Source organism: Pseudomonas quebecensis, assembly GCF_026410085.1.
Classification (GTDB): domain Bacteria; phylum Pseudomonadota; class Gammaproteobacteria; order Pseudomonadales; family Pseudomonadaceae; genus Aquipseudomonas; species Aquipseudomonas quebecensis.
Genome location: NZ_CP112866.1, coordinates 531,189 through 547,892, shown reverse-complemented (window position 1 = coordinate 547,892; position 16,704 = coordinate 531,189). Strand labels below are relative to the sequence as shown.

Annotated in this window: 14 protein-coding genes; 6 read left to right on the top strand and 8 right to left on the bottom strand. The window is 62.1% G+C overall.

Going from position 1 to position 16,704, the window contains the following annotated elements:
• Positions 1-12 precede the first annotated feature (12 nt).
• On the bottom strand, positions 13-1,020 hold the full coding sequence (gene cydB / locus OSC50_RS02650) for a cytochrome d ubiquinol oxidase subunit II (RefSeq protein WP_181079789.1): 1,008 nt from the start codon (positions 1,018-1,020) through the stop codon (positions 13-15).
• 1 nt (position 1,021) lies between these two features.
• Positions 1,022-2,461, bottom strand: a complete 1,440-nt coding sequence (locus tag OSC50_RS02645) for a cytochrome ubiquinol oxidase subunit I (RefSeq protein ID WP_253509498.1) — start codon at positions 2,459-2,461, stop codon at positions 1,022-1,024.
• A 319-nt stretch (positions 2,462-2,780) separates the two neighbouring features.
• On the opposite strand from OSC50_RS02645, the gene OSC50_RS02640 reads away from it, so the two are divergent.
• Entirely contained in the window at positions 2,781-4,031 is a 1,251-nt protein-coding gene (locus OSC50_RS02640; protein WP_181079791.1) for an MFS transporter, read from the top strand.
• A gap of 129 nt (positions 4,032-4,160) precedes the next feature.
• Here the strand turns inward: OSC50_RS02640 and OSC50_RS02635 are convergent, their stop codons facing one another.
• The 4 genes from OSC50_RS02635 to OSC50_RS02620 form a co-directional block, all read right to left on the bottom strand.
• The gene (locus OSC50_RS02635; RefSeq protein ID WP_266246857.1) at positions 4,161-6,344 is read right to left on the bottom strand and encodes a xanthine dehydrogenase family protein molybdopterin-binding subunit; all 2,184 of its coding nucleotides are present in this window, start codon (positions 6,342-6,344) and stop codon (positions 4,161-4,163) included.
• Positions 6,341-7,330, bottom strand: coding sequence for an FAD binding domain-containing protein (locus tag OSC50_RS02630; RefSeq protein ID WP_266246860.1), 990 nt, complete (start codon positions 7,328-7,330; stop codon positions 6,341-6,343). The genes OSC50_RS02635 and OSC50_RS02630 overlap by 4 nt, the downstream gene beginning before the upstream one ends.
• Positions 7,327-7,851, bottom strand: coding sequence for a (2Fe-2S)-binding protein (locus tag OSC50_RS02625; RefSeq protein WP_253509506.1), 525 nt, complete (start codon positions 7,849-7,851; stop codon positions 7,327-7,329). Before OSC50_RS02625 ends, OSC50_RS02630 begins: the two co-directional genes overlap by 4 nt.
• Positions 7,852-7,947: 96 nt before the next feature.
• Positions 7,948-8,394, bottom strand: a complete 447-nt coding sequence (locus tag OSC50_RS02620) for a DUF4879 domain-containing protein (protein WP_181079794.1) — start codon at positions 8,392-8,394, stop codon at positions 7,948-7,950.
• A gap of 188 nt (positions 8,395-8,582) precedes the next feature.
• On the opposite strand from OSC50_RS02620, the gene OSC50_RS02615 reads away from it, so the two are divergent.
• The 4 genes from OSC50_RS02615 (at position 8,583) to OSC50_RS02600 (ending at position 12,433) form a co-directional block, all read left to right on the top strand.
• On the top strand, positions 8,583-9,878 hold the full coding sequence (locus OSC50_RS02615; RefSeq protein WP_017528884.1) for an NCS2 family permease: 1,296 nt from the start codon (positions 8,583-8,585) through the stop codon (positions 9,876-9,878).
• Complete coding sequence (gene trmA / locus OSC50_RS02610) at positions 9,875-10,954, top strand: tRNA (uridine(54)-C5)-methyltransferase TrmA (RefSeq protein WP_266246867.1); 1,080 nt, start codon at positions 9,875-9,877, stop codon at positions 10,952-10,954. Before OSC50_RS02615 ends, trmA begins: the two co-directional genes overlap by 4 nt.
• Positions 10,955-11,138: 184 nt before the next feature.
• Positions 11,139-11,585 (top strand): type II 3-dehydroquinate dehydratase, encoded by a 447-nt coding sequence (gene aroQ, locus OSC50_RS02605; RefSeq protein WP_266246869.1) that lies wholly within the window; start codon positions 11,139-11,141, stop codon positions 11,583-11,585.
• Positions 11,585-12,433 carry a shikimate dehydrogenase gene (locus OSC50_RS02600; RefSeq protein ID WP_409521142.1) on the top strand — a complete coding sequence of 283 codons (849 nt, stop codon included), beginning with the start codon at positions 11,585-11,587 and terminating at the stop codon, positions 12,431-12,433. The genes aroQ and OSC50_RS02600 overlap by 1 nt, the downstream gene beginning before the upstream one ends.
• Before the next feature lie 69 nt (positions 12,434-12,502).
• Here the strand turns inward: OSC50_RS02600 and OSC50_RS02595 are convergent, their stop codons facing one another.
• Positions 12,503-13,168 (bottom strand): TetR/AcrR family transcriptional regulator, encoded by a 666-nt coding sequence (locus OSC50_RS02595; protein WP_181079797.1) that lies wholly within the window; start codon positions 13,166-13,168, stop codon positions 12,503-12,505.
• Positions 13,169-13,246: 78 nt separating this feature from the next.
• Entirely contained in the window at positions 13,247-15,148 is a 1,902-nt protein-coding gene (gene quiC, locus OSC50_RS02590) for a 3-dehydroshikimate dehydratase QuiC (RefSeq protein WP_266246872.1), read from the bottom strand.
• 221 nt (positions 15,149-15,369) lie between these two features.
• On the opposite strand from quiC, the gene OSC50_RS02585 reads away from it, so the two are divergent.
• A complete protein-coding gene (locus tag OSC50_RS02585) occupies positions 15,370-16,704 on the top strand; it encodes an MFS transporter (RefSeq protein ID WP_414704459.1) in 1,335 nt (444 codons plus the stop codon).

Here is a 16,704-nt window from a genome sequence, read left to right as displayed (position 1 = left end):
GTCGCGCCCCTCCTAGTGGTAACCGTCTTCGTGGGTGACCTTGCCGCGGAACACGTAGTAGCTCCAGAAGGTGTAACCCAGGATGAATGGGATGATGAACAAGGTGCCCACCAGCATGAAGCCTTGGCTCTGCGGCGGTGCGGCGGCGTCCCAGATCGACACCGACGGCGGCACGATGTTCGGCCACAGGCTGATCCCCAGGCCGCTGTAGCCGAGGAAGATCAGCACCAGCGTCAGCAGGAACGGTGTGTAGTGCGCATTGCGCGCCACCGCGCGAATCAGCCCGTACATGGTCACCAGCACCAGCAGCGGCACCGGCAGGAACCAGAACAGATTAGGCAGGGTGAACCAGCGCGAGGCGATTTCCGCGTGCGAAAGCGGGGTCCACAGGCTGACGATGCCGATCACCGCCAGCACCACGAATGCCAACGGCCGCGCCAGGTTGTGCATCTGTTCCTGCAGCTTGCCTTCGGTCTTCATGATCAGCCAGGTGCAGCCGAGCAAGGCATACGCGACGATCAGCGCTACGCCGCAGAACAGCGTAAACGGCGTGAGCCAGTCCAGCGAACCGCCGGCGAACTGGCGATTGACCACCGGAATGCCGTCGATGAACGCCCCCAGCGCCACGCCCTGGAAGAACGTCGCCGCCAGCGAACCGCCGATGAAGGCCTTGTCCCACAGATGGCGCTTGTGGTCCTTGGCTTTGAAGCGGAACTCGAACGCCACGCCCCGAAAAATCAACCCCACCAGCATCAGGATCAGCGGCAGGTACAGCGCCGACAGCACCACCGAATAAGCCAGCGGGAAGGCGCCGTACAGCGCCGCCCCACCCAGCACCAGCCAGGTTTCATTGCCGTCCCAGACCGGCGCGACGGTGTTCATCATCACGTCACGGTCGACTTTGCCCGGAACAAACGGAAAGAGGATGCCGATGCCCAGGTCGAAGCCGTCCATCACCACGTACATCATGATGCCGAAGATGATGATCACGGCCCAGATCAGCGGAAGATCAATACCCATCTCAATTCCCCTTGTGCTGGATGTGGTCGTGGTCGTCGTCGGTGCCATCGTCGGCCGCCGACAACGGACGTGCCGGTGTGCGTTTCTGGCCGGGGCCGCCGTGGGTCGGTTCGGTGCTGTCGTGGGTCACAGGGCCTTTGCGCACCAGGCGCATCATGTAGCCCAGGCCCGCGCCGAACAGGGCGAAGTACACCACCACGAACAACACCAAGGTGATGGTCATCTGCGCCACGCTATGCCCGGAGGAGGCATCCGCCGTGCGCATCAGCCCATAGACCACCCAAGGCTGGCGCCCGATTTCGGTGGTGAACCAACCGGCGAGGATCGCGATCAGGCCGGACGGGCCCATCCACAACGCCAGGTACAGGAACGGTCTGGAGGTATACATCCGGTCGCCCCGGCGCAGCCACAGGCTGAACAGACCGGTAAAGATCATCAGGAACCCCAACCCGACCATGACCCGGAAGGACCAGAACACCACGGTCGAATTCGGTCGGTCTTGCGGCGCGAACTCCTTGAGTGCAGGCACCTGTTTATCCAGGGAATGGGTCAGGATCAGGCTGCCCAGGTAGGGAATCTCTACGGCGTACTTGGTTTTTTCCGCCTGCATGTCGGGCCAGCCGAACAGGATCAGCGGCGTCGCCTCATTGCCTTTATTTTCCCAGTGACCTTCGATCGCGGCGATCTTCGCCGGCTGGTGCTCCAGGGTATTGAGCCCGTGGAAGTCGCCGATTACCGCCTGGACAGGCGCCACAATCAGCGCCATCCACATCGCCATGGAGAGCATTTTGCGGATCGCCGGGTTGTCCTTGCCGCGCAGCAAGTGCCAGGCCGCCGAGGAGCCGACGAAGAATGCGGTCGCCACGAAGGCCGCCGTGGCCATGTGCATCAAGCGATAGGGGAATGAAGGGTTGAAGATTACTGCCAGCCAGTCGGTGGGGATCACGCGGCCGTCGATGATTTCAAAGCCCTGGGGCGTCTGCATCCAGCTGTTGGACGCCAGGATCCAGAAGGTGGAGATCAGCGTACCCACGGCCACCATTACCGTGGAGAAGAAGTGCAGCTTGCGCCCCACCTTGTTCCAGCCGAACAGCATCACGCCAAGAAAACCGGCCTCGAGGAAGAACGCCGTGAGCACTTCATACGTCAGCAAGGGGCCGGTGACGGCGCCGGCGAAATCCGAGAAGCGGCTCCAGTTGGTGCCGAACTGGTAGGCCATGACCAACCCCGAGACCACGCCCATGCCGAAGTTGACGGCAAAGATCTTCGACCAGAAATGGTAAAGGTCACGGTAGGTATCGTTATGGGTCTTGAGCCAGAGCCCTTCCAGCACCGCAAGGTAACTGGCCAGGCCGATGGTAATCGCCGGGAACAGGATGTGAAATGAGACGGTGAACGCAAATTGAATTCGGGCGAGATCTAACGCCTCCAAACCGAACATAAGTCTTCCTCTGTCAGGTAATACCGGCTGCTGGCGGGAGCCTGCACCCACTGCCCCCACGGATATGGAGTGTGGCGAATTTCAATTCGTTTCTTTTTTTGGCCAACCACGTAGGGAATCCGGCCTTGCGGCCCGCCAGGACAAATCATGGGATGGATTTGATCTGGATCAATTACAGCTCAAAGAGTAGTCCCATTTTTGCTGTCCAGTTGTGTGGTCGATTGACGCGTGACAGGCTGCCTCACCCCGGTTCTCGCAACTATTTGTTACAGCTTGATGCTAATCTCGCCCTTCCCTCCGGCCTTGATCTGAATTCCCGATGCCTAGTGAACCTGCGTTGCTGTTGCGTCACCACCGCCCCTTCATAGCGTTCTGGCTGGCGCGGATCTTTACCGCAAGTGGCTTCCAGATGCTGACCGTGGCCATCGGCTGGAACCTTTACCAACTGACCGGCAATGTGCTGGACCTGGGTTTGGTCGGCCTGGTGGAGTTTGTACCCCGCGTGCTGTTCATGCTGCACACCGGGCATGTAGCCGACCGTTATGAGCGACGCAAGGTCGCTGCCATTTGCCAGACCGTACAGGCGCTGATTGCGCTGTCCCTGGCCATCGGCGGCCTGACCGGCAACGTAACCCGCGAGATGATCTTTATCCTCGCCTTCCTGCTCGGGGCTGCGCGGTCTTTTGAAATGCCCACCACCCAGGCACTGCTCCCCAGCATCGTGCCCAGCGCGCTGTTCCCGCGTGCCGTGGCGTCGTCGCAGTCCGCCCAGCAACTGGCCACCATCGTCGCACCTGCCTTGGGTGGTTTGCTCTACGCGTTCGGCAGCGTGTGGGTGTATGGCCCCACCGTGGTGTTGTACCTGATCGCCTGCGCGCTGACCCTCAACCTGCCTGCCCGCCAGACGCCGCTGAACAAAGGCAAGGCCACCTTGGATTCGCTGCTGGCCGGCATCCGTTTTATCCGCAGTCGCCCTGACATCCTGGGGGCCATTTCCCTGGACTTGTTCGCGGTGCTGCTGGGCGGCGCCACCGCGCTGCTGCCGGTGTTCGCCAAGGACATCCTGCTGACCGGCCCCTGGGGCCTGGGCCTGTTGCGCTCGGCACCGGCGGTAGGGGCGTTGTTGATGTCGTTGTGGCTGGCGCGCTTCTCGGTGGACCGCCACGTCGGCCGCGTGATGTTCACCGCCGTCGGCGTATTCGGCGTGGCGACCATCGCTTTCGGCCTGTCCACCTCGTTCTGGTTTTCCCTGGCGGTATTGGTGGTGCTGGGCGCGGCGGACATGATCAGCATGGTCATCCGTGCGTCCTTCGTGCAGTTGGAAACGCCGGATGAAATGCGCGGGCGCGTCAGTGCCGTCAACGGCCTGTTTATCGGCGCGTCGAATCAATTGGGCGAATTCGAATCCGGCATCACCGCCCACTGGTTCGGCACCGTGCCCGCCGTGGTGATGGGCGGGATCGGGACTCTGGTGGTCACCGGGGTGTGGATCAAACTGTTCCCCACCCTGGCCAACCGTGATCGCATGCATGTGCCGGTGGAAGAACCGGTCTCGAAACCCACCGCATAGGCGCTGTGGCGATAAGGTCCATGTGGGAGAGGGCCTGCCCTCGATGGCGGCGTAACAGTCGAAGCATCCATTGACTGAAACACCGCCACTGGGGGGCTGGCCCCCTCTCACATTTGGATAGGCAGTGTTTTAAAGCACCTTGTCCAAGGTAATCGGGAAGTCCCGCACCCGCTTGCCGGTGGCGTGGTACACCGCATTGGCCACTGCCGCCGCGACGCCGACGATGCCGATTTCGCCGACGCCCTTGGACCCCAGCGCGTTGACGATCTCGTCGTGTTCTTCGACGAATACCACATCAATCTCACCAATATCGGCGTTCACCGGGATGTGGTACTCGGCCAGGCTATGGTTCATGTAGCGGCCCAGCTGATGGTCGATCTGGGTTTCTTCATGCAGGGCCATGCCGATACCCCATACCACGCCGCCGAGGATCTGGCTGCGGGCCATCTTCGGATTGACCACCCGCCCGGCGGCAATCGCGCTGACCACGCGGCTGACCTTGATAGTGCCGAGGTCCTCATCCACCCGTACTTCGACGAACACCGCCGAATGGGTCGCCGTGGCATAACCTTCGCGTTTTTTGTCCGGCTCGCTGTCGACCTGCACCTCCAGGACGTCTTCACCGCTGTCCTTGACCAACTGCGCCAACGACACGCTTACGTCGCCCGTGTGCAACCGACCGTCCTCGAAGCGCACCGACTCGGCATCCTTGAACACCGGATAAGTCTGCCGGGCCACGCTCAGCAGTTTGGCGGTCAACGCTTCGCAGGCCTGTTGCACGGCGGTGCCCACCGAGGAAACAGTGAACGAACCGCCCTGCAACGGCGCGGTGGGCAGCGATGAGTCGCCTAGCACGAAGCGCACGTCTTCCACCGCCACGCCGCTGGCCTGGGCGGCGATCTGGGTCATCACCGTGTAGGTGCCGGTGCCGATATCGGTGGTGGCGCTGCTTACCACCAGCTTACCCTCGGCATCGATACGCGCCTTGGCGCTGGCCTTCATTTGCATGGCTTCCCATACGCCGCCCGCCATGCCCCAGCCGATCAGCTGACGGCCGTCGCGCATGCTGCGCGGTTCCGGATTGCGCTGGCTCCAGCCAAAGCGCTCGGCGCCTTCGGCATAACACTCGCGCAGCGCTTTGCTCGACCACGGTTTGTCTTCGTTCTGGTTGCGCTCGGCGTAGTTGATCAGGCGCAGTTGCACCGGGTCGATGGCCAGGGCGCAGGCCAGTTCGTCCATGGCGCACTCCAGGCCGATCACCCCGAGGGCGGCGCCGGGTGCGCGCATGTCCAGCGGCGTGAACACATCCAGCGGCACCAACTTATAGGTCAATTGCACGTTGTCGCAGTGATAGAGCATGCCGCTCCACTCCACCACGTGTTCACTGAAGTCCTCGAAGCGCGAGGTCTGGCCGATCGCAGTGTGCCCCAGCGCCAGCAGGCGACCATTGGCGGCGGCGCCCATTTGCAAGCGCTGCAACGTGCGCGGGCGGTAGCCGAAGGTGAACATCTGCTGACGTGTCAGGGGCACGCGCACCGAACGCTTGAGCGCCAGCGACGCCATCACCGCCAGGGGCAATTGGTACTGCGGACGCAAGCCGGAACCAAAGGCACCGCCGACAAACGCGGCAAACACCCGCACCTGGCTTTTATCCAGGCCAAACACTTTTTGCACATAGGCCTGGCAGTTCTGCGGGCCCTGGGTTTTGTCATGGATATGCAGCGTGCCATCCGCCTGGTACAGCACGGTGCTGGCGTGGGGTTCCATGGGGTTGTGATGTTCGATGGGGGTGCTGTAGTGCACGTCCAGGCTCACGGCGGCAGCGGTCCACTCGGCCTGGAAATTCCCGCGCGGGGCCGGCGGTGTCTGTGGCGACGGATGGGCCTGGGCCTGCTGGGCGAGCAGGTCGGTTTCGAACTCATCGCGCTCGTATTCGATGTGCACCAGGGAGCCGGCATGTCGCGCCAGCTCCAGGTTGTCGGCGATCACCAGGGCCAGGGGCTGGCCGCTGTACAGCACGCGGTCGTTGTACAGCGGGCGAAACGGCGAGCCATCGGCGGCATCGGCGTCGGCAAACGCGTCGTCATAGCTGGCCAACCGAGGCCGGTTGGTGTGATCGAGCACCATGACCACACCCGGCAGCGCCAGGGCCCTGGACGCATCGATACGAACCACGCGGCCCTTGGCGATAGTGCTGGACACCACGCTGCCATGCAGCAGGTCGTGTTCGGGGAACTCGCCGGCATAGCGCGCCTGGCCGGTGACTTTAAGCAGACCGTCGACACGGTCCAGAGGTTTTCCGACGGCACTCATGGGCGTTCTCCTGCAACAGCGGCATCGCTCAGGGCGCGGATAATTGCGCGCCGTGCCAGCTTGACCTTGAAAGCGTTGTGTTCCAGCGGCTCGGCGTCCTGCAACATCGCATCGGCGGCGAGGCTGAAGGTTTCGCGGCTGACAGCCTGCCCGATCAATCCCGCCTCCACCGCGCGGTCGCGCCAGGGTTTATGGGCCACGCCGCCCAGAGCCAGGCGCGCGTCGACGATCACATCGCCGTCCAACTCCAGAGCGGCGGCCACCGACACCAACGCGAAGGCGTAGGACGCACGGTCACGGATCTTCAGATAATGGCTGTGCCGCGCCAGGTGGTCGGCGGGCAATTCAATGGCGGTGATCAGTTCATCGTCGGCCAGTTGGTTATCCCGTTGCGGCGCATCACCGGGCAGGCGGTGGAAATCGGCGAACTCGATGACTCGCGCACCGCCGCGCCCATGCACATGCACCCGCGCTTCCAGCGCCGCCAGGGCTACGCACATGTCAGACGGATGGGTCGCCACGCAGTGTTCACTGGCACCGAGGATCGCATGGATGCGATTCAAGCCGGTGCGCGCCGGGCAACCGCTGCCGGGTTCGCGTTTATTGCAGGGCACGCTGGCGTCGTAGAAGTAATAGCAACGGGTGCGCTGCAGCAGGTTGCCACCGGTGCTGGCCATATTGCGCAACTGCGGTGAGGCACCGGCAAGGATGGCCTGGGACAGCAACGGGTAACGCTGTTCGATCAAGGGGTGCCAGGCCAGATCAGCGTTGCTGACCAGCGCGCCAATGCGCACGCCCCCTTCGGCCGTGGGTTCGACGCCGTGCAACGGCAGGCCGGTGATATCGATCAGGTGCTCGGGGCGGCTGATGTTTTCTTTCATCAGGTCCAGCAGGTTGGTACCGCCGGCGATAAAGCGCGACGCGGCACTGCTCAGGTGCACGGCTTCGTGCACGTCGGCCGGTTTGCTGTACTGGAACGGGTTCATTGCTCACCTCCCGCATTGCGGCAGGCCGGCAGGGCCTCTTCAATCGCATCGCGAATGTTGCTGTAGGCGCCGCAGCGGCACAGGTTACCGCTCATCAGCTCCTGGATTTGCGCGCTGTCGTGGGCACGGCCTTCATTGGCCAGGCCGACGGCGGAGCAGATCTGCCCAGGCGTGCAGTAACCGCATTGGAAGGCATCGTGCTTGATGAAGGCTTGCTGCATGGGGTGCAGTTGATCGCCATTGGCCAGGCCTTCGACGGTGGTCAGTTCGGCACCGTCGCACATCACCGCCAGCGTCAGGCAAGCGTTCACGCGTTTGCCGTCGCGTAACACGGTGCAGGCGCCGCATTGGCCGTGGTCGCAGCCTTTTTTGCTGCCCACCAGGTCCAGTTGTTCGCGTAGCAGGTCCAACAGCGTGGTCCAGGGCAACACGTCCAGTTGGCGGGCCTGCCCATTGAGGGTCAGGCGTATCGAATGGCGGGCAAACGGCTGGGCCGCCGCGCCTTGGGGGGTTGCGCTCATAAACACCTCACGGGTTGGTCTGCATCCGCGGCGTTCAGGAAAATCGCCGTCTCAGGGGTACGACTTCCCGGGGTTTTGAGCGTTCAAGAGAATTGATCAGCGGATATTGAGCTGGGTCTTCAAGGTGTTTCGCGGGGGGTTGATCGAAGAGTTGCTGTATTCAAACCAGCCCTGGGCCTGCACATCCAGATCAAATACATAGATGTAGCCCATCAGCGTGCCCGCGCCGTTGCACGCCTGGCTGATGTTGCCGACCTGGCACACCGGCGTGCGCTGGCCATTCAATACCGCGCCATTGAACAGGCCGACCGGGTTATTGCCCAGGCCCACCTCCATCACCGACACCTTGGTGGGCCCACGGTGCGTGCACATCTGCGTGGAGGTGACGCGTTCGGGGATGGTTTCCTCGCAGCGCGACGACTCGACCTTGAACACGCGCACCTCGCTCAAGGCCGGTGCAGTCGCGCCCCATGCCGGTGCCGCGCCGAGCCACAGGCTCAGAGCGGCGATCAGGGCTAGACTCCACGCGTTGGCTTTTTTCATGCTGTCGATGACCGTGAATTGAACGTCGGCGCAGTATGCCTCAAGCCCATGCGCCACACAGCCTCGGCTGCTGGTATGATGCGCCGCTTTTTCCGATCCTCTCTGGAACCACAGGCGCTTGGCGCAGTTTGTGCTTTGACTTAGAGGTCAACAAATCACGACGCAAAATAGCGTCACAGGGAGCCGGCATGCTGGAAAAGCTGTTTCAACTCAAGGCACACAACACCAACGTGCGCACCGAGATCCTCGCGGGCATCACGACATTCCTGGCCATGGCCTACATCCTGTTCGTGAACCCGAGCATCCTCGGCGAAACCGGCATGGACAAAGGTGCGGTGTTTGTCGCGACCTGCCTGGCGGCCGCCATCGGTTCGACCGTGATGGGCCTGATCGCCAACTACCCCATCGCGCTCGCGCCGGGCATGGGCCTCAATGCCTTCTTTACCTACACCGTGGTGCTGCACATGGGCCACACCTGGCAAGTGGCACTGGGGGCAGTGTTTATTTCGGCGGTGCTGTTTTTCCTGCTGTCGATCTTTCGCATCCGTGAGTGGATCATCAACGCCATCCCCCTGCCCCTGCGTTCAGCGATTGCGGCCGGTATCGGCCTGTTCCTGGCGCTGATTGCCTTGCACAACGCGCAGATCGTGGTCAGTAACCCGGCCACCATGGTGGGCCTGGGCGACCTGACAAAAGCCGCCCCCATCCTCGCCACCCTCGGTTTCGTACTGATCGTCGCGCTGGAAGCCCTGGCCGTGCGTGGTGCGGTGCTGATCGGCATTCTGGCGGTCACCATTGCTTCCATCGTACTGGGCGTTACCCCGTTCGGCGGCGTGACCTCAATGCCACCGTCCCTGGCACCGACCTTCCTGCAACTGGATATCAAGGGCGCGCTGGATATCGGCCTGGTCAGCGTGATCTTTGCCTTCCTGTTCGTTGACCTGTTCGACAACTCCGGCACCCTGATCGGCGTTGCCAAGCGCGCCGGCCTGATGAGCAAGGACGGCCACATGCCGAAAATGGGGCGTGCGCTGATCGCCGACAGCACCGCGGCCATGGCCGGTTCGCTGCTGGGCACCTCGACCACCACCAGTTATATCGAGTCCGCCGCGGGCGTGAGCGCCGGTGGCCGCACCGGTTTGACCGCCATCGTGGTCGCGATCCTGTTCCTGCTCGCACTGTTCTTCTCGCCGCTGGCCGCCAGCGTTCCGGCTTTTGCCACCGCACCGGCGCTGCTGTTCGTCGCCGTGCTGATGACCCAGGGCCTGGCCGAAATCGACTGGGATGACATTACCGTTGCAGCGCCGGTGGTGATCACCGCCCTGGCGATGCCCTTCACATACTCCATCGCCAACGGCATCGCCTTCGGTTTCATCGCCTGGACCGCCATCAAGCTGCTTTCGGGCCGCTACCGTGAGCTGAACCCGGCGCTGGTGATTCTGTCGATCCTGTTCGTGATCAAGCTGGGCTGGTTCAACGCATGACTTTTGACGCCGCACGCTACACCGCTCAATTGCAAGACAAGGTCACGCGCCTGCGTGACCTGCTCGCTCCGTTCGATGCGCCCGAGCCGCAGGTGTTCGACTCGCCGCTGCAGCACTTCCGCCTGCGCGCGGAATTCCGCCTGTGGCGCGAGGGCGGTGAACGCCACTACGCGATGTTTTCCCAGGATGACAAGCGCACGCCGATCCTGATCGAAGACTTCCCCATCGCCAGCGCTCGCATCAACCAACTGATGCCGCAGCTCAAGGCCGCCTGGCAAGCCAGCGCCGCCCTGAGCCACAAACTGTTCCAGGTGGAGTTCCTCACCACCCTGGCCGGCGATGCGATGATCACCCTGTGCTATCACCGCCCGCTGGACGAGCACTGGCATGCCGCCGCCAACCAGCTCGCCGCGGACCTGAACGTGAGCATCATCGGCCGCTCCAAGGGCAAGCGCGATGTGATCGGCCACGACTACGTGGTGGAGAAACTCGACGTCGGCGGCCGCACCTTCAGCTATCGCCAACCCGAAGGCGCGTTCACCCAGCCCAACGGCACGGTGAACCAGAAGATGCTCAACTGGGCCTACGACGCGTTGGGCGATCGTGCGGATGACTTGCTGGAGCTGTACTGCGGCAACGGCAACTTCACCCTGCCCCTGGCGACCCGTGTGCGCAAGGTGCTGGCCACTGAGATCAGCAAGACCTCGGTCAACGCAGCCCTGAGCAACCTCGATGAAAACGCCGTGGCTAACGTCACCCTCGTGCGCCTGTCCGCTGAAGAACTGACCGAAGCGCTCAACGAAGTTCGCCCGTTCCGCCGCCTGCAGGGAATCGATCTGAAGAGCTACGAATTCGGCAGCGTTTTCGTCGACCCGCCGCGTGCCGGCATGGACCCGGACACCTGCGAACTGACCCGGCGGTTCGACACTATCCTGTACATCTCCTGCAACCCGGAGACGTTAGCGGCGAACATTGCGCAACTGCATGACACGCACCGTATTACCCGGTGTGCGCTGTTTGATCAGTTTCCGTGGACGCACCATATGGAATCGGGTGTGTTGTTGACCCGACGCTAAACGTGCTGTTGTCCCCTGCACGGCCGCCCGAGCCATTGGCTAAGCGGCCGCGCAGTGGGCTTGCAGCGCGTTGCTCGCATTAACGGTTCGATAATCGAACACATGCCGCGCTGGCAATTGACCAAATTAACCATCCAGTACATTTTATCTCCACAACCAACAAGAACTGTGGAGATACCCCCTCATGCCGCCCATCGTGCTGATGCTCAACGGCCCCAACCTCAACCTGCTCGGCAGCCGCGAGCCTGCTACGTACGGGCATGAAACCCTGGCCGACATTGCCGCGTTGTGCGGCCGTAGCGCGGAACAGTTCGGACTGAAGATCGAATTTCGCCAGACCAACCACGAAGGCGAGCTGCTGGACTGGGTCCACGGCGCCCGTGCACGTTGCGCCGGCATCGTGATCAATCCAGCGGCCTGGACCCATACCTCGGTGGCGATCCGTGATGCACTGGTGGCCAGTGAAGTGCCGGTGGTCGAAGTGCATTTATCCAACGTGCATGCGCGTGAGGCGTTTCGTCATCACTCGTTCGTGTCGCCCATCGCCAAAGCTGTATTGGCCGGTTTCGGCAGCCACGGCTACCACCTGGCCCTGGAACATTTCAGCCATCTGCTGAAAGGACGTGCCTGATGAAGCCACGCATTCTTGCCGGCCTGATCGGCGCCGGCATCCAGGCCTCCCGCACGCCCGCTTTGCACGAACAGGAAGGCGACGCCCAAGGCCTGCGCTACCTGTATCAACTGATCGACCTCGATGCCCTGGGCCTGGACGCCAAGGCCCTGCCCGAGCTCCTACGCGCCGCCGAGCTAATGCACTTTACCGGGCTGAACATTACCTACCCATGCAAACAGGCGATTCTGCCGCTGCTGGATGACTTGTCCGACGAGGCCCGAGGCATCGGCGCGGTGAATACCGTGGTGTTCAAAGACGGCAAACGCATCGGTCACAACACCGATTGCCTGGGGTTTGCCGAAGGTTTGCGGCGCAATCTCAGTGACGTGCCGCGCCAGCGTGTGGTGCAGATGGGCGCCGGTGGTGCGGGCGCGGCAGTCGCGCATGCACTGCTGGCTGAAGGGGTGGAGCAGCTGAGTGTTTTCGATGTGGACGCCGGCCGCGCCCGCGACCTTGTGGATAACCTCGCACAGCGTTTCGGCAGCGGCCGCGCTCAAGTCGGCGCAGACCTGGAGAACGCCGTGGCCGAAGCCGATGGCCTGGTCAACACCACGCCGATGGGTATGGCCAAACTCCCCGGTACACCGGTGCCGGCGGCGCTTTTGCGCGCTCAGCTGTGGGTAGCGGAAATCGTCTACTTCCCGCTGGAAACCCAACTGCTACGGGATGCACGCGCCCTGGGGTGTCGCACCCTGGACGGCGGCAATATGGCGGTGTTCCAGGCGGTAAAAGCATTTGAATTATTCAGCGGTGAAGTGCCGGATGCGCAACGCATGCTGACGCACTTCAACAGCATGAATACCTGACTGACGAAACCAGATCAAAATGTGGAAGGGGCTTGCCCCTCCACCTGGCAGGCATTCCAACCTGAGCCTTCAGGCTTGCAGGTAGCGCATCACCGAGTCGCAGAGCATCTCGCGGTGGCGCTGTTTAACCGCCTCATCCGACAGTTCGATCTGAAAAATCTCACTGAACGTATGGCGGTTGGACACCCGGTAAAAACTGAATGAGTTGATCAGCAGGTGCACATCCAGCGGCTCCAGGCCTTCGCGGAACAGGCCCATTTCGGCACCTCGGCGCAAGGTAGTGCCCAGGGCTTCGAGGATGTTGCTGTTCATGGCCTTGATCGAGTCCGAGCGCTTCACATATTCAGCGTTGTGGATATTTTCGATGCTGACGATGCGCACGAAATCCACGTTCTGATCGTGGTGATCAAAGGTGAATTCCACCAGCCGACGGATCGCTTCACGCGGTTCCAGCGCCGTGAGGTTCATGCGGGTTTCGGTATTGCGGATATCGCCGTAGAGCTTCTCCAGCACCTCGACGTACAGCTGCTCCTTGCTGCCGAAGTAGTAGTAGATCATGCGTTTGGAAGTGTGGATGCGTTCGGCGATGGCGTCCACGCGCGCGCCGGAAAGGCCCTGCTGGACAAACTCCACAATGGCTTCCTGCAGTATGTTTTCGCGGGTCTTTTCCGGGTTGTTCTTACGACTCTTGCGCGGTGCTTCTGGCACTGCGGGGAGTTCGGGACTCGACGTCATGGTGCTCACGGCCATTGTTGTTAGGCAGGCCGCGATTATGGGCCGGGCCGCTCCCCGAAGGAAGCACCCGGCCATGGCTTACAGGCGTGCCTGGCGCACCGCGCCGCTGCGCGACTTGGCCATCGCCGCCAGGCGTACCGCCACGTTGGCCGCGCCGTAGCCCACGTAACCGTTTTTGCGTTGGATGATTTCGAAGAAAAACCGCCCTTCGAACGGCTCGGTGTAGACGTGAAACAACTCACCGCCCTGAGCGTCGCGGTCGTACAGCACGTTGTAGTACGCCAGCTCGCTGAGGAACTCCTCATCAAAATCAAAGCGCGCCGCCAGGTCGTCGTAATAATTGAGCGGGATATCCAGCAGCGGCACACCGGCCTCTTTGGCCCGGCGTACCTCGGCGAAAATATCCGCACAGTCGAAGGCAATGTGATGCACCCCCGAGCCCCGATAGCTCGATAGCGCGTGGGAAATGGCCGTGTTGCGGTTCTCGGAAATATTCAGCGGCAGGCGAATCGAGCTGCAACGGCTGCGCAATGCGCGGCTTTTCACCAGGCCGTAGGGGTCGGGCAGCACCACTTCGTCATCGGCTTCGAAATCCAGCAGACTCTTGTAGAACAGTACCCAACTGTCGAGGCTGTCAGCCGGCAGGGCCATTGCCATATGGTCGATGCGCAGCAGGCCGCCGCTACAAGCCGTGTTCGCCTGCAGGTTGAAATCGGTGTCGTAGAGCCCGCCTTCGCTGGCGTCCACCAGGTAAATCAGGCTGCCGTCCGGCGCGCGCACCGCCGCCAGCTCCAGTTCGTTTGGCCCGACCAGGCCACGATAAGGCTGGCCTTTAAAGGCGACCGCGCGCTCCAACGCCTTGGCGCTGTCCTTGACCCGCAACGCCGTGGCGCACAGCGACGGCCCGTGGGCTTCGAAAAAGTTATGGGCGAAGGAATACGGCTCGCAATTGAGGATCAGGTTGATCTCACCCTGGCGCAACAGGCTGACGGCCTTGGAACGGTGCTGCCCGGCCTTGACGAAGCCAAGTCGCTCCAGCCAGTGGGAGAGCTTGGCGCCGAGGCTTTCATCCACGGCAAATTCGAGGAACTCGATGCCGTCGTACTCGCTGGCAGGCGGCGTTTCGAACAGGATATCCACCGGCGCCGCCGACTGTTCCTCGGCCAGGCGCTGGCGTGTTTTTTCCTCCAGATACAGCAGCGAGCGCAACCCATCGGCGGCATTGGCGCGGGTCGGCGCGGCGCGGAAACCATCGTTGAAGATTTCCAGGGACAGCGGCCCGGTGTAACCACTTTTGATAATCGGCGCCAGAAACCCGGCCAGGTCGAATTCGCCCTGCCCCGGGAAGCAGCGGAAATGCCGGCTCCATTCCAGCACATCCATGGCCAGGATGGGCGCATCGGCCATTTGCACGAAGAAGATCTTGTCGCCGGGGATCTGCGCGATGGCGCTTGGGTCGCCCTTGAGCGACAGGGTATGGAAGCTGTCGAGCAGCACGCCCAGGCTCGGATGATCGACTTGACGCACCAGGTTCCACACCTGCTGCCAGGTGTTCACATGCTTGCCCCAGGCCAGGGCTTCATAGCCAATGCGCAAGCCACGTTTGCCGGCGTGCTCGGCCAGCAGGCTCAAGTCATCCAGCAGAATGGATTCGTCGCCCACACAATCGGCCGAGGCATTGCTGCACACCAGCACCAGATCGGTGCCCAGTTCCTGCATCAGATCGAATTTACGCTCGGCCCGCTCCAGGTTGCGCGCCAGGCGCTCGCGACGGCAGCCTTCAAAGTCGCGAAACGGCTGGAACAAGGTGATCGCAATGCCGAGGTCGGCGCACATCTGCCGCACTTCCCGCGGGCTGCCGTCGTAATACAACAAGTCATTCTCGAAGATTTCCACCCCATCGAACCCGGCGGCGGCGATGGCGTCGAGCTTTTCCGGCAGGGTGCCGCTCAAGGAAACGGTAGCGATGGAACGTTGCATGGAAACTCCCCGCATTGGTTGTTTGTGGCAAATTATTCGCCCCCCGCCTACCGGCAGCAAATAAAATGTACGAACCGGTTAGTTTTTCGGGCGATTATCGAACACTATGCCGTGCAGCGAATTGACGATTTTTTAGGCGCTGCGCACCATCGATCACGCAACAAACGTTCACAAAAGACCCAGAACACACCATAAAAATTTCAAAAAACGGGTACGACCTCATGCCTTTGCAAAACTCCGTCCTGGCCGAGCGCCCAGGCATGCCGCACGCCGGCATCGGCAGCAAGATCCGCGGCGCCCTGGCCGTGGGCAAAACCCGCTGGGGCATGCTGGCCCTGGTGTTCTTCGCCACCACCCTGAACTACATCGACCGCGCCGCCCTGGGGGTGATGCAGCCGATCCTGGCCAAGGAAATGAGCTGGACGGCGATGGACTACGCCAACATCAACTTCTGGTTCCAGGTCGGCTACGCCATCGGGTTTGTGCTGCAGGGTCGCTTGATCGACCGCGTTGGCGTGAAACGCGTGTTCTTCTTCGCGGTATTGCTGTGGAGCCTGGCCACCGGCGCCCACGGCCTGGCCACCTCGGCCGTCGGCTTTATGGTCTGCCGCTTTATCCTCGGCCTGACCGAAGCCGCCAACTACCCGGCCTGCGTCAAGACCACCCGCCTGTGGTTCCCCGCCGGCGAGCGCGCAGTGGCCACCGGTATTTTCAATGCCGGCACCAACGTCGGCGCGATGATGACACCGATGCTGTTGCCGCTGATCCTGCACGTATGGGGCTGGCAGGCGGCGTTCCTGTGCATGTCGGCGCTGGGCGGCATCTGGCTGCTGTGCTGGGGCCTGAAGTACTACAACCCCGAAGAGCATCCGACGGTTAAACAATCCGAATTGGACTACGTACAACAACAAGCCGAACCGGAACAACCGCGCGTGCCCTTCACCCGTATCCTGCGCATGCGCGGCACCTGGGCCTTTGCCCTGGCCTATTCGCTGACCGCGCCGGTGTTCTGGTTCTACCTGTACTGGCTGCCACCGTTCCTGAACCAGCAATACAACCTGGGCATCAACGTGACGCAGATGGGCATCCCACTGATCATTATTTATCTGACAGCCGACTTCGGCAGCGTGGGTGGGGGGATTCTCTCTTCGTTCCTGATCGGCCGAGGGATGAACTCGATCAAGGCGCGGCTGCTGTCGATGCTACTGTTCGCCTGCTGCATCGTCGGCGTGATCATGGCGGCCGGCTCCAGCCAGCTGTGGGTGGCGGTGTTCGCCATCTCCCTGGCCATCGGTGCGCACCAGGCCTGGACCGCGAATATCTGGAGCCTGGTGATGGACTACACGCCCAAGCACATGATGAGCACGGTATTCGGCTTCGGCGGCATGTGCGCGGCCATCGGCGGCATGTTCATGACCCAGATCGTCGGCCATATCCTGACCGTGACCCACAACAACTACACCGTATTGTTCACTCTGATCCCGGCGATGTACTTCATTGCGCTGACTTGGATGTACTTCATGGCACCGCGCAAGATTCCCACCGTCGAGGTATGA

Excerpts from the sequence above, each read along its gene's own strand:
- trmA (WP_266246867.1), top strand. The coding sequence starts at position 9,875 with ATGACTTTTGACGCCGCACGCTACACCGCTCAATTGCAAGACAAGGTC.
- aroQ (WP_266246869.1), top strand. The coding sequence starts at position 11,139 with ATGCCGCCCATCGTGCTGATGCTCAACGGCCCCAACCTCAACCTGCTC.
- OSC50_RS02585 (WP_414704459.1), top strand. The coding sequence starts at position 15,370 with ATGCCTTTGCAAAACTCCGTCCTGGCCGAGCGCCCAGGCATGCCGCAC.
- quiC (WP_266246872.1), bottom strand. The coding sequence starts at position 15,148 with ATGCAACGTTCCATCGCTACCGTTTCCTTGAGCGGCACCCTGCCGGAA.
- OSC50_RS02640 (WP_181079791.1), top strand. The coding sequence starts at position 2,781 with ATGCCTAGTGAACCTGCGTTGCTGTTGCGTCACCACCGCCCCTTCATA.
- OSC50_RS02630 (WP_266246860.1), bottom strand. The coding sequence starts at position 7,330 with ATGAACCCGTTCCAGTACAGCAAACCGGCCGACGTGCACGAAGCCGTG.
- OSC50_RS02625 (WP_253509506.1), bottom strand. The coding sequence starts at position 7,851 with ATGAGCGCAACCCCCCAAGGCGCGGCGGCCCAGCCGTTTGCCCGCCAT.
- OSC50_RS02635 (WP_266246857.1), bottom strand. The coding sequence starts at position 6,344 with ATGAGTGCCGTCGGAAAACCTCTGGACCGTGTCGACGGTCTGCTTAAA.
- OSC50_RS02600 (WP_409521142.1), top strand. The coding sequence starts at position 11,585 with ATGAAGCCACGCATTCTTGCCGGCCTGATCGGCGCCGGCATCCAGGCC.
- cydB (WP_181079789.1), bottom strand. The coding sequence starts at position 1,020 with ATGGGTATTGATCTTCCGCTGATCTGGGCCGTGATCATCATCTTCGGC.
- OSC50_RS02615 (WP_017528884.1), top strand. The coding sequence starts at position 8,583 with ATGCTGGAAAAGCTGTTTCAACTCAAGGCACACAACACCAACGTGCGC.
- OSC50_RS02620 (WP_181079794.1), bottom strand. The coding sequence starts at position 8,394 with ATGAAAAAAGCCAACGCGTGGAGTCTAGCCCTGATCGCCGCTCTGAGC.
- OSC50_RS02595 (WP_181079797.1), bottom strand. The coding sequence starts at position 13,168 with ATGACGTCGAGTCCCGAACTCCCCGCAGTGCCAGAAGCACCGCGCAAG.
- OSC50_RS02645 (WP_253509498.1), bottom strand. The coding sequence starts at position 2,461 with ATGTTCGGTTTGGAGGCGTTAGATCTCGCCCGAATTCAATTTGCGTTC.